The sequence below is a fragment of the Sphingomonas rhamnosi genome (genome assembly GCF_036663615.1).
Classification (GTDB): Bacteria; Pseudomonadota; Alphaproteobacteria; order Sphingomonadales; family Sphingomonadaceae; genus Sphingomonas.
Window position 1 is genome coordinate 250,930 of record NZ_JAXOJJ010000005.1, and the last position, 12,986, is coordinate 263,915.

13 protein-coding genes are annotated in these 12,986 nt (G+C 69.3%); 11 read left to right on the forward strand and 2 right to left on the reverse strand.

Annotated features, from left to right (window positions below):
* Positions 1 to 49 precede the first annotated feature (49 nt).
* Genes U1701_RS12725 through U1701_RS12740 form a run of 4 tightly spaced genes read left to right on the forward strand, consistent with a single transcriptional unit; the run spans position 50 to position 3,895 of the window.
* Positions 50 to 1,009 (forward strand): magnesium chelatase ATPase subunit I, encoded by a 960-nt coding sequence (locus tag U1701_RS12725; RefSeq protein ID WP_443026048.1) that lies wholly within the window; start codon positions 50 to 52, stop codon positions 1,007 to 1,009.
* The gene (locus U1701_RS12730) at positions 1,006 to 2,817 is read left to right on the forward strand and encodes a magnesium chelatase subunit D (RefSeq protein WP_332782934.1); all 1,812 of its coding nucleotides are present in this window, start codon (positions 1,006 to 1,008) and stop codon (positions 2,815 to 2,817) included. Before U1701_RS12725 ends, U1701_RS12730 begins: the two co-directional genes overlap by 4 nt.
* Complete coding sequence (gene bchO / locus U1701_RS12735) at positions 2,814 to 3,692, forward strand: alpha/beta fold hydrolase BchO (RefSeq protein ID WP_332782935.1); 879 nt, start codon at positions 2,814 to 2,816, stop codon at positions 3,690 to 3,692. The genes U1701_RS12730 and bchO overlap by 4 nt, the downstream gene beginning before the upstream one ends.
* On the forward strand, positions 3,692 to 3,895 hold the full coding sequence (locus tag U1701_RS12740) for a hypothetical protein (RefSeq protein ID WP_332782936.1): 204 nt from the start codon (positions 3,692 to 3,694) through the stop codon (positions 3,893 to 3,895). The genes bchO and U1701_RS12740 overlap by 1 nt, the downstream gene beginning before the upstream one ends.
* On the opposite strand, the gene U1701_RS12745 is transcribed toward U1701_RS12740, so the two are convergent.
* A complete protein-coding gene (locus U1701_RS12745) occupies positions 3,842 to 4,774 on the reverse strand; it encodes a carotenoid 1,2-hydratase family protein (protein WP_503676862.1) in 933 nt (310 codons plus the stop codon). The two genes, U1701_RS12740 and U1701_RS12745, sit on opposite strands and share 54 nt — an antisense overlap.
* Positions 4,675 to 6,228 (reverse strand): 1-hydroxycarotenoid 3,4-desaturase CrtD, encoded by a 1,554-nt coding sequence (crtD, locus tag U1701_RS12750; protein ID WP_332782937.1) that lies wholly within the window; start codon positions 6,226 to 6,228, stop codon positions 4,675 to 4,677. Before crtD ends, U1701_RS12745 begins: the two co-directional genes overlap by 100 nt.
* A gap of 120 nt (positions 6,229 to 6,348) precedes the next feature.
* On the opposite strand from crtD, the gene U1701_RS12755 reads away from it, so the two are divergent.
* The 7 genes from U1701_RS12755 to pufA all read left to right on the forward strand — a co-directional run bounded on the left by U1701_RS12755 (position 6,349) and on the right by pufA (position 12,905).
* Positions 6,349 to 7,404, forward strand: coding sequence for a methyltransferase (locus U1701_RS12755; protein WP_332782938.1), 1,056 nt, complete (start codon positions 6,349 to 6,351; stop codon positions 7,402 to 7,404).
* A gap of 88 nt (positions 7,405 to 7,492) precedes the next feature.
* Positions 7,493 to 8,419, forward strand: a complete 927-nt coding sequence (gene bchC, locus U1701_RS12760; RefSeq protein ID WP_332782939.1) for a chlorophyll synthesis pathway protein BchC — start codon at positions 7,493 to 7,495, stop codon at positions 8,417 to 8,419.
* Complete coding sequence (locus U1701_RS12765; protein WP_332782940.1) at positions 8,416 to 9,399, forward strand: chlorophyllide a reductase iron protein subunit X; 984 nt, start codon at positions 8,416 to 8,418, stop codon at positions 9,397 to 9,399. The genes bchC and U1701_RS12765 overlap by 4 nt, the downstream gene beginning before the upstream one ends.
* Positions 9,400 to 9,401: 2 nt before the next feature.
* The gene (bchY, locus tag U1701_RS12770; RefSeq protein WP_443026049.1) at positions 9,402 to 10,934 is read left to right on the forward strand and encodes a chlorophyllide a reductase subunit Y; all 1,533 of its coding nucleotides are present in this window, start codon (positions 9,402 to 9,404) and stop codon (positions 10,932 to 10,934) included.
* Positions 10,931 to 12,376, forward strand: a complete 1,446-nt coding sequence (gene bchZ, locus U1701_RS12775; protein WP_332782941.1) for a chlorophyllide a reductase subunit Z — start codon at positions 10,931 to 10,933, stop codon at positions 12,374 to 12,376. The genes bchY and bchZ overlap by 4 nt, the downstream gene beginning before the upstream one ends.
* 136 nt (positions 12,377 to 12,512) lie before the next feature.
* Positions 12,513 to 12,677 (forward strand): light-harvesting antenna LH1, beta subunit, encoded by a 165-nt coding sequence (gene pufB / locus U1701_RS12780; protein ID WP_332782942.1) that lies wholly within the window; start codon positions 12,513 to 12,515, stop codon positions 12,675 to 12,677.
* Between the two features lie 48 nt (positions 12,678 to 12,725).
* Positions 12,726 to 12,905, forward strand: coding sequence for a light-harvesting antenna LH1, alpha subunit (pufA, locus tag U1701_RS12785; RefSeq protein ID WP_332782943.1), 180 nt, complete (start codon positions 12,726 to 12,728; stop codon positions 12,903 to 12,905).
* Positions 12,906 to 12,986 lie beyond the last annotated feature (81 nt).

Genomic DNA, 12,986 nt, shown 5'->3' on the forward strand with positions numbered 1-12,986 from the left:
TTGTCCATCTTGTCGTGTGTCCAACGCGTGTTACACATGGCGCGTGCGAATGTCGTTCCCCTTTTCGGCGATCGTTGGTCAGGACGAGATGAAGCGCGCGCTTCTGATCGCCGCGGTCGACGCGCGAATCGGCGGGGTGATGGTGTTCGGCGACCGGGGCACGGGCAAGTCGACCGCGGTGCGCGCGCTCGCGGCACTGCTGCCACCGATCGCAGCGAGCGCGGCGGGCTATCAGGACGGCACGCCGCGGACGGGCAAGGTGGCGGTGCCGTTCGTCGACCTGCCGCTCGGCGCGACCGAGGACCGCGTGGTCGGCGCGCTCGACCTGGAACGCGCGCTGGGCGCCGGCGTGAAGGCGTTCGAGCCGGGGCTGCTCGCGCGCGCCAATGGCGGGTTCCTGTATATCGACGAGGTCAATCTGCTCGAGGACCATATCGTCGACCTTCTGCTCGACGTCGCGGCCTCGGGCGAGAACGTCGTCGAGCGCGAGGGGCTGAGCGTGCGGCATCCGGCGCGGTTCGTGCTGGTCGGCAGCGGCAACCCCGAAGAGGGCGAACTCCGGCCGCAATTGCTCGACCGGTTCGGGCTGTCGGTCGATGTGCGCACGCCGCAGGATCTCGCGCAGCGGGTCGAGATCCTGAAGCGCTGCGACGCGTTCGAGCGCGAACCGGCGGCGTTTGCAGAGACCTGGAGCAAGGCCGAGCGAAAGACGCTGAAGCGGATCGCGGCGGGGCGCGCCGCGCTGGCGGGGGTGGTGGTGCCGGATGCTGTGCTGACCTTCGCGTCGCGGCTGTGCATGGCGGTCGGCGCGGATGGACTGCGCGGCGAGCTGACGCTGATGCGATCGGCGCGTGCGCTGGCGGCGCTCGAGGGCCAAACGGTGGTGAGCGAGGCGCAGATCGCTAGCGTCGCGCCGCTAGCGCTGCGCCACCGGTTGCGACGTAGCGTGCTCGACGAGACCGGGTCGACGGTGCGGATCGAGCGCGCGTTGGAGGAACTGGCGGCGTGACCGGTGCGGGCGAAGACACGCCCGACCCGCTTGCCGACGCGCTGATGGCGGCACGGCTGTGCGCGATCGACCCATTGCTGGGGGGCATGGTGCTTCGCGGCGGGGGCGAATTGCGCGACGCGGTGATCGCCGAACTGCGCGCGGGATTGCCCCCGAACGCACCGATGCGGCGGATGCCCGCGCATATCGACGATGACCGGTTGCTCGGCGGGATCGATCTTGCGGCAACCTTGGCGCGCGGGTCCGCGGTGTCGCGGACGGGGTTGCTGGCAGAGGCGGATGGCGGTGTCGTCGTCGTGCCGATGGCCGAGCGGCTGTCGGACGCAGTCGCGGGGCGGCTGGCGGCGGTGATCGATACCGGCGCAGTGGTGGCCGAGCGGGACGGCGTGACGGTGCGCGCCGAGGCGCGGTTCGCGCTGGTGGCGCTGGATGACGGGATCGAGGCGGAAGAGCGCGCGCCGGCGGGGTTGGCGGAGCGATTGGCGTTCTGCGTGGATCTGGGTGGTGTGCGGTGGAGTGAGGCGGCGCGAGGCGGCTCCCCGGCGAAGGCCGGGGCCCAGGTGGGGGACGATGGTGACGAAGGACGAGCCTTCGCTACACCAGCCTTCCCAACTGGGCCCCGGCCTTCGCCGGGGAACGGGATGGGCGACAACAGCGATCCGATCACCACGCTGGTTTCCATCGCCGGCGCACTTGGCATCGACTCGGCACGCGCGCCGCAGTTCGCGCTCCGTGCGGCGCGGGCGGCGGCCCGGCTGGCGGGACGGGATGGCGTGGTCGAGGCGGATATCCTGTTGGCGGCGCGGCTCGTCCTGGCGCCGCGGGCGACCCGGTTGCCGGCTGCCGACGATGCCGAGGGGGCCCCACCGCCGCCACCGCCGCCGCCTTCGGACGGGGATGCCGGCGACCAGGAGCAGAGCGAAACCGGCCCGATCGAGGACATGGTGCTCGCCGCGGTGCTCGCGGCGCTGCCGAAGGACGTGCTCGCGCGGATCGCGGAGGGCGGCGCGCGACGGGCGAGCGCGAGCGACGCGCGTGGTGCGGGCGAGCGGCGCAAATCGGGCGTCCGCGGCCGGCCGATGGCGGCGCGCGCCGGGATGCCGGGCGGCGGGCGACGCCTTAGTCTGATCGATACGCTGCGCGCCGCGGCACCGTGGCAGAAACTGCGCGCCGCGCAGGGCCAGAGCGGTGAGGGCCGCGTGACGATCCGCCGCGACGATCTGCGCATCCGCCGGTTCGAGACGCGCGCGGAGGCGGTGACGATCTTCGCGGTCGATGCGTCGGGATCGTCGGCGCTGGCGCGGCTAGCGGAGGCGAAGGGTGCGGTCGAATTGCTGCTGGCCGACGCCTATGTGAAGCGCGCGCAGGTGGCGCTGATCGCGTTTCGCGGGACCGTCGCCGAGCTGCTGCTGCCACCGACGCGGTCGTTGGCACGCGCGCGGCGATCATTGGCCGAATTGCCCGGTGGCGGTGGTACGCCGCTCGCCGCGGGGTTCCGCGCGGCGCACGATCTCGCCGAGACCGAGCGCAAGCGTGGGCGGACTCCGTTCGTCGTGATGCTGACCGACGGCCGGGCGAACATCGCCGCCGATGGGCGCGCGGTCCGATCGGCTGCTACCGCGGACGCGACCAACGCCGCGAAGGCGATCGGGCTGGCGGGAATCGCCGGCGCGTTCGTCGATATTTCGGCGCGACCGGGGCCCGAGGGTGCGGCGCTGGCGACCGCGATGGGCGCGCGCTACCTGCCGCTGCCGCGGGCCGACGCGGCGACGATGCACGCCGCGGTGCGTGCGGTGCAGCCGGCATGAGCGCGCCGCGCTGGGCGATCGAGGGCCGCGGCTGGCCCAACCGCGCGCAGAGCAGCTTCGTCACGAGCGGACGGATGCGCTGGCATGTCCAGAGCTTCGGGCCTGCGGATGCGCCCGTGCTCCTGCTGCTGCACGGGACGGGCGCGGCGACCCACAGCTGGCGCGCGCTGGCGCCGTTGCTCGCGGCGCAGTTCCGCGTCGTCGCGGTCGACCTGCCGGGACACGGCTTCACCACCGGGCGCCCGGTCGACGGGCTGTCGATGACCGCGATGGCGCGCGCTACGGGCACGTTGTTGCAGGCGCTGAAGATCGCACCGACCATCATCGTCGGGCATTCGGCGGGGGCGGCGATCGCGATCCGCATGACGCTGGACGGTCGCGCGACGCCGGACGCGATCGTCGGGCTGAGCGCGGCGCTGCTTCCGTTTCCGGGGCTCGCGGCGCGGTTGTTCCCGACGCTGGCAAAGGCGCTGTTCGTCAATCCGTTCGCGCCGCATCTGTTCACGCGGATGGCGCGGGTGCCTGGCGAGACCGCGCGGTTCCTCCAGCGCAGCACCGGGTCGCGGATCGATGCCGAGGGCGCGCGGTGGTACGAGATGCTGTTCGCGACCTCGGCGCATTGCGCCGGTGCGATCGGAATGATGGCGGATTGGGATCTGCCGGCGTTGCAGCGCGATCTGGCGCGGGTTCAGACGCGGCTGCTGCTGGTCCACGGCACCGCGGACACGGCGATCCCGCTGTCGAATGCGCGCGAAGCGGCGGCGATGATCGGCGGGGCGCGGATCGAGACGCTCGCGGGGCTCGGGCATCTGGCGCATGAGGAACAGCCCGAGCTGGTCGCCGGGATCATCCAGGGGTTCGCGGGAGAGCGATGATGCGCGACTATTTCAGCCTGTTCGACCTGGCGATCGCAGGCATTCCCGTGGTGCTGTTCTGCGTGTGGCAGCTGATATCGGTCAACCGCGAGATCGCGCGCGACCGGCAGCGTGCGGCCGAGGCGGACGACTCCTCAACTGATCGCACCTCACCAGACCGCGCGGGGCATCCGGTAGGGGAGCATCGACTGGACGATCGGTGAGCGGAAGCGGCCGAGCGCCAGGCTTTCGTGGACCGCACGGACATCCTCGCCGAACAGCCGAGTCGATAGCGCCGAGCGCGCGTAGAAGGGCGCGTCGATCCAGGTCTTGATCACGCGCGGATCATGCCCCGGATCCGCCCGGGTCGCGCGATCGATCAGCCAGCCGGTGCGCGGCAGCCGCGCGGGGGCGGGCTGGACGACGTCGTGCCAGCGGCCCTGTGCGTCGAACTTGAGCGCCAGATCGAACGGCGTGCCGTCGCGCCGCCGGCCCTCGTACAGCACCGCGACGTCGGACCTGAGGTGCGCGCGCGACCAGTGCCAGTCGTCGAACCCGGCCTCGAGCGGCTCGTCGCCGAAATTCGAATCGAAATAGCCGGGGCCGGACCAGCGCACGCCGGGATGCGTCATCTTGACCTCGACATGCGCGCGCGGCGCGACCGGATGCCAGCGGTGCCGGCCGGCGGGGTCGAGCGCGAAGGCGGTGGTGCCGATCATCTCGGGCCGGACGCGCACCGTGCCGCGCACCTTGTAGGGCAGGGGGGCGGAGATCTCGGCGATCTCGATCACCAGCGTATCGCCGTCCCAACGGACGCCGCTGGGGCCGACGACGAAGTGATCCTTGCCGCGGTGGACGCGGTGCGCGGGCCGTTCGGTCATCGCCCAGGCGCTGCCGCGCGGGCCGGTCAACGAGACGTTGATCGCGCAGTGGTTTTCGGGGTTCCCGCGGCCGCTGAGCTTGTAATAGGGCGAGAAGACGCTGCCGATGAACGCGATGATCGTCAGCCCGTGGGCACCGTCCTCGCTGGTCGCGTCGACATACCACCAGGCATAACCGCCGGCATCGACACGGACGTCGAAACGCGGTCCCTGAGCAGGCAGTCGACGGCTAGCCGGCCGGAAAGCGCCGCCATCGGGACGCCCGCGCCGGGGTGCGTGCTCCCGCCCGCGCAATAGAGCCCAGCGATCCGCGTCCGGCTGCCCTGGCGGCGGAAGGACGCCGCCCACCCGTGCGAGGCCGGTCCATAAAGGGCCCCACCCGTCGACGGAAACAGCCTGTCGAAGTCGGTAGGCGTCGTCAGTATCGTCGAGGGCGCCAGATCCAGCGAAAGCCCCGCCCGCGAAACGCCCTCCAGCATTCGCCGTGTGCATGTTGCGATCTCCCCTTGGGTGAAGCCTGTGCCGTCGCCGACGGGCGGCGCGTTGACGATGATCTGGACGCGCTCGCGGTCGCGCGGCGCGTGGTCGCCGTCGGCGCGGTCCTGCGCGCAGACATAGACGCTGGGCGAGTCGGCGAGCCGGCCGGCGGCGAGGGCCGCGAACTCTGATGGATAGTCGCGCGAGAAGAACACGTTGTGGCGCAGCAGCGGAAAGCCGGCGGCGCGGGCGTGACCGGTCCAGACCATCGCGCTGAGCGATCTGCGGGGGCGGGGGACGGACGATACCGCGCGACGGGCCGCGGCACCGAAGCGCCCGGACGCGATTGCGGCGGGGTCGGCATTGCAGACGACGGCGGAGGCGGAGAGGCGTTCGCCGCTGTCGAGCACAACCCCGGTCGCACGGCCGCTCGCGATCTCGATCGATCGCACAGGTGCGCCGTAGCGGAAGCGGACGCCGTTCTGCCGGCCCAGCGCCTCCAGCGCGATCGCGAGACGGTGCATCCCGCCTTCGATCAGCCACACCCCGCTCGCCTCAGCATGCGCGATCAGCATCAGCGTGGCGGGACAGGCAAAGGGCGACGACCCGCAATAGGTGGCGTAGCGGCCGAACAGCTGCTGCAGCCGCGGATCGCGGAAATAGCCGCCGAGCGCGCGCCACATCGAGGTAAAGGGCCGGAGCGTCCGATAGTCGGCAAACCCGCGCACGCCCATCCGCCAGCCGAGCGTCAGCGGATCGGGTCGGGTGCCGCGCAGGAACGGCCGGTCGAGCGAGTCGAACAGCCGCTTCGCCTCCTGCCGGAAATCGCGGTAGCCGCGCGCGTCGGCGGCGCCGGTGAAGTCGCCGATCGCCGCTTCGCTGGCCGCCGGGTCGGCGAACAGATCGAGCCGCGCATCGCCCCAGGCGTGGCGCGCCAGCGTCGCCGCGGGGTGCAGGGTCAGATGGCGGTCGAGCGAATCGCCACAGGCGGCGAAGACCTCGTCGAAAATGTGGCGCAACGTGAAGACGGTCGGGCCGGCATCGATCGCCGCGCCCTCGACGGCGATATCGCGGAGTTTACCGCCCGGGCCGGCCTGCGCCTCGACCAGCGTGACCGCGTGACCGCGAGCGGCGAGCAGCGCGGCACTGACCAATCCGCCGACGCCCGCTCCGATCACCACCACGCCGTCGTTCGCCACGGGCATCCTCCGATTGACGCGATGCTAACACCTGTCCACAAATGTTGACACATGAATCTGTTCGATCACGCAGCAACCGGGTGGCGGGCCCATTGGCGGGGGTGGCGCAACCGCACGCTCATGTCCCCCCGGTTCCAGCGGTTCGCGCAGCGCTTTCCGCTCACGCGGCCGATCGCGCGGCGGCGGGCGCGCGGACTGTTCGATCTGGTCGCGGGCTTCACCTATTCGCAGATCCTGTTCGCCTGCGTCGAAACCGGATTGCTGGCGCTGCTGGCGGACGGCCCGCGCGATACGGTGACGATCGCGGCGCGGCTCGATCTGCCCTTGGCGGGGGCCGAGCGGCTGTTGCGCGGGGCGGCGGCGTTGAAGCTGGTCGAACCGCTGGGGCGCGACTGGACGCTCGGCGGCGACGGCGCGGCGCTGCTCGGCAATCGCGGGATCTGCGACATGATCGCGCATCATCACCTGCTCTATGCCGATCTGGCGGACCCGGTGTCGTTGCTCCGGCGCGGCGGCGGTGGCGGTGCGCTCTCGCGGCATTGGCCGTACGCCGAATCGGCGGGGCAGGGCGAACAGCCGGACGTTGCCGACTATTCCGCGCTGATGGCGGCGTCGCAGCCGCTGGTCGCCGACCAGGCGATCGCGTCCTACGCGTTCCACCGCCATCGGCGTATGCTCGATGTCGGCGGCGGCGAGGGGGCGTTCCTCCGTGCGGTGGGTACGGCGGTGCCGGGCCTCTCCCTCGGGCTGTTCGATCTTCCCGCGGTCGTGGCGCGGGCGGGGCCGCAATTGGCCGCGGCGGGTCTGATCGATCGGACGACGCTGGTGGGGGGGGATTTCCTCGCCGATTCGCTGCCCGGCGGATACGATCTGATCACGCTGATCCGGGTGCTGCACGATCACCACGATGCCCCGGCGCTGGCGTTGCTCGCGCGCATCCACGCCGCGCTGCCGGCTGGCGGGCGGGTGTTCATCGCGGAACCGATGGCGCAGACGCGCGGCGCGGAGTCGGCGGGCGATGCCTATTTCGGATTCTATCTGCTGGCGATGGGATCGGGCCGGCCGCGCAGTGCCGCGGAAATCTGCGCGATGCTGCGGCGCGCGGGCTTTTCCCAGTCGCGCGTGCTGCGCACGGCGATGCCGCTGACCACCCGGGCCATTATCGCGACACGGTGAACTGTCCATTCAGGTTGACAATCTAAAGTGTCTGGATCAGGTTACGCCTCAAGGGTCATCAGGATCCGACGTCGTAGGGGACGAGCGCATGGACGCAGTGGCGGTCATCTTGGAAGCACCGGAACGGCTCGCGCTGCGGTCGTTGGCGCTCAACCCGATGACCCACGCCGATGTCTGCGTCGAGGTCGACTGGAGCGGGATCAGCTCGGGCACCGAGAAGCTGCTGTGGACCGGGCGCATGCCGGAATTTCCGGGCATGGGGTATCCGCTGGTGCCCGGCTATGAGTCGGTCGGGCGGATCGTCGATGCCGGCGCCGACGCGCGCGGGCGGATCGGCGAATGGGTCTTCGTACCCGGCGCCAATTGCTATGTCGGGGCGCGCGGATTGTTCGGGGGAAGCGCCCGCCGCGTGATCCTGCCGGGGGCGCGCGCGGTGCCGATCGACGCCGCGCTGGGGCGCAACGGCGTGTTGATCGCGCTGGCGGCGACCGCGCACCACGCGATCGAGATTGGCGGCGTACCCGATCTGATCGTCGGCCACGGCATCCTCGGGCGTCTGATCGCCCGGATCGCGATCGCGCTGGGTGGCGGCGTTCCGACGGTGTGGGAAACCAACCCGGATCGGCGCGACGGCTTCGGCTATGACGTTGTCGATCCGTCGGACGACGCGCGGCGCGATTATAGGGTGATCTGCGACGCGAGCGGTGCGGGCGATATCCTCGACACGGCGTTCGGACGGCTCGCCAAGGGCGGACAGCTCGTGCTGGCGGGCTTTTACGACCGTCTGTCGTTCGCATTTCCGACCGCGTTCATGCGCGAGGCACGGATGCGCATCTCCGCTGAATTCACCCCTGCAGACATTACGGCCACGCTCAGCCTGATCGATGCCGGACTGCTGGATCTCGACGGGCTGATCAGCCACGCGCGGCCCGCGGTGCAGGCCGCCGACGCCTATCCGCAGGCCTTTACCGATCCCGCCTGTCTGAAAATGGTTCTCGACTGGAGGGCGCTATGAGCTTGTTCGATCCAGGACCGCTGCGCGACGAGGCGCACGCCGAGCCGGATCCGGTTCATACGGGGCCGATCACCAAGGACACGCAGATCATCGCGATCTACGGCAAGGGCGGCAGCGGCAAATCCTTCGCGCTGGCCAATCTCAGCTACATGATGGCGCAGCACGGCAAGCGCGTGCTGCTGATCGGTTGCGATCCGAAGAGCGACACGACATCGCTGCTGTTCGGCGGCAAATCGACCCCGACGATCATCGAGACGAGTTCGAAGAAGAAGCTGGCCGGCGAAGAGATCGGCATCGAGGATGTCTGCTTCCAGCGCGACGGGGTGTTCGCGATGGAGCTGGGCGGGCCCGAGGTCGGCCGCGGCTGCGGCGGTCGCGGGATCATCCACGGGTTCGAGACGCTCGAGAAGCTCGGCTTCCACGAATGGGGCTTCGACTACGTCCTGCTCGATTTCCTGGGTGACGTGGTGTGCGGCGGCTTCGGCCTGCCGATCGCGCGCGACATGTGCCAGAAGGTGATCGTCGTCGCGTCGAACGACCTGCAGTCTCTCTATGTCGCGAACAACGTCTGCAAGGCGGTCGAATATTTCCGCAAGATGGGCGGCAATGTCGGCGTAGCGGGCATGATCCTCAACAAGGATGACGGCACCGGCGAAGCGAACGCCTTTGCCGAAGCCGTCGGCATCCCGGTGCTCTGCGCGATCCCCGCCAACGAGGATATCCGCAAGAAGAGCGCGAACTACCAGATCATCGGCAAGCCCGACAGCCAATGGGCGAGCCTGTTCGAGGAACTCGCCGAGAATGTCGCGACCGCGCCGCCGCTGCGGCCGACGCCCCTCGATCAGGACGGGTTGCTGGCGCTGTTCTCGGCCGACATCACTGGGGCGGATTATACGCTCCGGCCGGCGACCCAGGCGGACATGCGCGGCGTGGCCTATGTGCCCAAGCCGACCCTCGAAATCGTGTACGACGCGGTCTGATCGTGGAGGTCGACACACCCATCCGCGATCGCGACCGGATCGACCTGACGCCATCGGTCGTCGGCGCAGAAGCAGGTGGGTGTTCGAACGGCGCGACACTGCGCGAAGCCGCGGAGCTGGCCGGCAAATCCGACGTGCTCGCGCGCTACGACGCCGATTATCCCAAGGGCCCGCACGACCAGCCGCAATCCATGTGTCCGGCGTTCGGCTCCTTGCGCGTCGGGCTGCGGATGCGGCGTACCGCGACGATCCTGTCGGGCTCGGCCTGCTGCGTCTACGGGCTGACCTTCACGTCGCATTTCTACGGCGCCAAACGCAGCGTCGGCTATGTGCCCTTCTCGTCGGAGACGTTGGTCACGGGCAAGCTGTTCGAAGACATTCGCGACGCGGTGCATCAGATCGCCGATCCGGCGCTGTACGACACGATCGTCGTCACCAACCTGTGCGTGCCGACCGCCAGCGGAGTGCCGCTGCAGCTGCTGCCCGACCAGATCAACGGCGTCCGCGTGATCGGCATCGACGTACCCGGGTTCGGCGTGCCGACGCATGCGGAGGCGAAGGACGTGCTGGCCGGCGCGATGCTATCCTATGCGCGCAAGGAGGCCGAGACCGGTCCGGTCGCGGCACCCAAACAGCGCCCCGATCGTCCGACCGTCACGCTGCTCGGCGAGATGTTCCCTGCGGACCCGCCGGGTATCGGGCTCTTGCTCGAACCGCTGGGTCTTGCGGCGGGTCCGGTCGTCCCGACGCGCGAATGGCGCGAGCTGTACAGCGCACTCGATTGCGCCGCGGTGGCGGCGATCCATCCGTTCTACACCGCCAGCATCCGCGAGTTCGAAGCGGCGGGGCGGACGGTGGTGGGTTCGGCGCCGGTCGGCGCGGAGGGGACGGCGGCGTGGCTCGACGCGATCGGCGCGGCATGCGGTATCGCTCAAGCAAAGGTCGATGCGGCCAAGAACCGCTTCGTCCCGGCGATCCGCGGCGCGCTCGCCGCCCGACCCATAACCGGGCGGATTACGGTGTCGGGCTATGAAGGCTCCGAACTGCTGGTCGCGCGGCTGCTGATCGAGAGCGGCGCCGATGTGCCCTATGTCGGTACCGCCTGCCCGCGGACGGTGTGGTCGGACCCGGACCGCGACTGGCTCGAAGCGCACGGCGTTCGCGTCCAGTATCGCGCGAGCCTGGAACAGGATCTGGCGGCGGTCGACGAATTCGGTCCCGATCTGGCGATCGGCACGACGCCGGTGGTCCAGTATGCCAAGCAGAAGGCTATTCCGGCACTCTACTTCACGAACCTGATCTCGGCGCGTCCGCTGATGGGGCCGGCGGGGGCGGGGAGCCTGGCGCTGGTGGTCAATGCGGCGCTCGCCAATCAGGCGCGGTTCGATCGGATGAGCACATTTTTCGACGGCGTTGGGGCGGGGTCCACGGCCGGTGTGTGGGATCACACACCGGTCGATCGGCCCGAGTTCAAGGCGAAATATGCCGCCAAGCGTATCGCCGCCGCCAAGGCGGAAGAGAGCGTGGGGACATGACTCTCGTCCTCGATCATGACCGCGCCGGCGGCTATTGGGGCGCAGTCTACGCGTTCACCGCGATCAAGGGGCTGCAGGTCATCATCGACGGCCCGGTCGGGTGCGAGAACCTGCCGGTCACGTCGGTGCTGCATTATACCGACGCGCTGCCGCCGCACGAACTGCCGATCGTCGTCACGGGTCTCGGCGAGCAGGAGCTCGGCCGCGACGGCACCGAGGGCGCGATGAAGCGCGCCTGGGCGACGCTCGATCCCGATCTGCCTGCAGTCGTCGTCACCGGATCGATCGCCGAGATGATCGGTGGCGGGGTGACGCCCGAGGGCACCAACATCCAGCGCTTCCTGCCGCGCACGATCGACGAGGATCAATGGCAATCGGGCGACCGCGCGCTGACATGGCTGTGGACGCAGTTCGGGCCGAAAAAGGTCCCGCCGTTGCGCGAGCTGAAGGACGGCGAGCGGCCCAAGGTCAATTTGATCGGCCCGATGTACGGTACGTTCAACATGCCGTCCGATCTCGCCGAGATTCGGCGGCTGGTCGAGGGCATCGGCGCCGAAATCGGCATGGTGTTCCCGCTCGGCAGCCATCTCGCCGATGTCCGCAAACTCGCCGACGCGCGCGTCAATGTCTGCCTGTACCGCGAGTTCGGGCGCGGACTGTGCGAGGCACTGGAGCGCCCGTATCTGCAGGCGCCGATCGGGCTCGAGAGCACCACCCTGTTCCTGCGCAAATTGGGCGAACTGCTCGGGCTCGACCCCGAACCGTTCATCGAACGCGAGAAACATACGACGATCAAGCCGATCTGGGACCTGTGGCGCTCGGTCACGCAGGATTTCTTCGGCACCGCGAGCTTCGGGATCGTCGCGACCGACACCTACGCACGCGGCATCCGCAATTTCCTTGAGACCGACATGGGCCTGCCCTGTCATTTCGCCTTCTCCCGCACCGCCGGGGTCAAGCCCGACAACCAGGCGGTGATCGACGCGATCAAGACCAACCCGCCGCTCATCGTGTTCGGCAGCTTCAACGAACGCATGTACATGGCCGAAGCGGGCGCCCGCGGGGTGTATATCCCCGCGAGTTTCCCCGGCGCGATCATCCGCCGCCATACCGGCACGCCGTTCATGGGTTATGCGGGTGCGACCTATCTGATCCAGGAAGTGTGCAACGCGCTGTTCGACGCGCTCTTCCACATCCTGCCGCTCGCCGGTCAGCTCGACCAGGCCGAGGCGACTCCGGCACGGATCGAGCGTGAGGTCGCGTGGGACGACGAGGCCAAGACCAAATTCGACGCCGAGGTCGAGCGCGCGCCGGTGCTGGTGCGGATCTCGATGGCCAAGCGCATCCGCGACGCCGCCGAGCGCGACGCGCGCCGGGCCGGCGAGGCGTCGGTCACCCCCGAGCGCCTCGCGCTCGCCATTCTCGAAAGCCGCGGATCGTGACCGCGGCACGCCTTTTCCGCGCGATCGCCAGCCGATCGCTGCGGGCCACCATATCCACGCGGGCATTCGGCCCGCGCGGATGCAGGGAGCGGTGTTTTACGCTCCTGTCCTCGCCGGGAACAAGGGAGACGTAGACATGAGCGACCTGAGAGAAAGAGACGAGAAGATGGGGCCGGGAACCTATCTCACGCCCGAAGAGGCCAAGGAATTTCACAAGCTCTTCATCATGAGCTTCCTGATCTTCACGGTGGTCGCGATCGTCGCGCACTTCTTGGTCTGGAACTGGCGGCCCTGGCTTTAAGTCCGGCTGTCTCGACCCCTAATTCTTTATAAAGAGAGGAACCACATCATGTGGAGAATCTGGCTGATCTTCGACCCGCGGCGTTCACTCACCGCGCTGTTCATCTTCCTGCTGGTGCTTGCACTGCTGATCCACTTCATCCTGCTCAGCACCGACCGGTTCAACTGGCTCGATGGCCCGCACAAGACGACGACGGCGACCGCGCCGGCGACGCCCGGCGGCCCCTGAACCGCTGCGGACGCGGCTACGGGCGGGCGAGATCGTTGGGTCTCGCCCCCCGACAACGACCTGAGAGCCCCTGGTATGTGC

Coding starts and splice junctions, on each gene's coding strand:
- U1701_RS12725 (WP_443026048.1), top strand. CDS start 50: ATGTCGTTCCCCTTTTCGGCGATCGTTGGTCAGGACGAGATGAAGCGC.
- bchO (WP_332782935.1), top strand. CDS start 2,814: ATGAGCGCGCCGCGCTGGGCGATCGAGGGCCGCGGCTGGCCCAACCGC.
- U1701_RS12740 (WP_332782936.1), top strand. CDS start 3,692: ATGCGCGACTATTTCAGCCTGTTCGACCTGGCGATCGCAGGCATTCCC.
- U1701_RS12755 (WP_332782938.1), top strand. CDS start 6,349: ATGTCCCCCCGGTTCCAGCGGTTCGCGCAGCGCTTTCCGCTCACGCGG.
- bchC (WP_332782939.1), top strand. CDS start 7,493: ATGGACGCAGTGGCGGTCATCTTGGAAGCACCGGAACGGCTCGCGCTG.
- U1701_RS12765 (WP_332782940.1), top strand. CDS start 8,416: ATGAGCTTGTTCGATCCAGGACCGCTGCGCGACGAGGCGCACGCCGAG.
- bchZ (WP_332782941.1), top strand. CDS start 10,931: ATGACTCTCGTCCTCGATCATGACCGCGCCGGCGGCTATTGGGGCGCA.
- pufB (WP_332782942.1), top strand. CDS start 12,513: ATGAGCGACCTGAGAGAAAGAGACGAGAAGATGGGGCCGGGAACCTAT.
- pufA (WP_332782943.1), top strand. CDS start 12,726: ATGTGGAGAATCTGGCTGATCTTCGACCCGCGGCGTTCACTCACCGCG.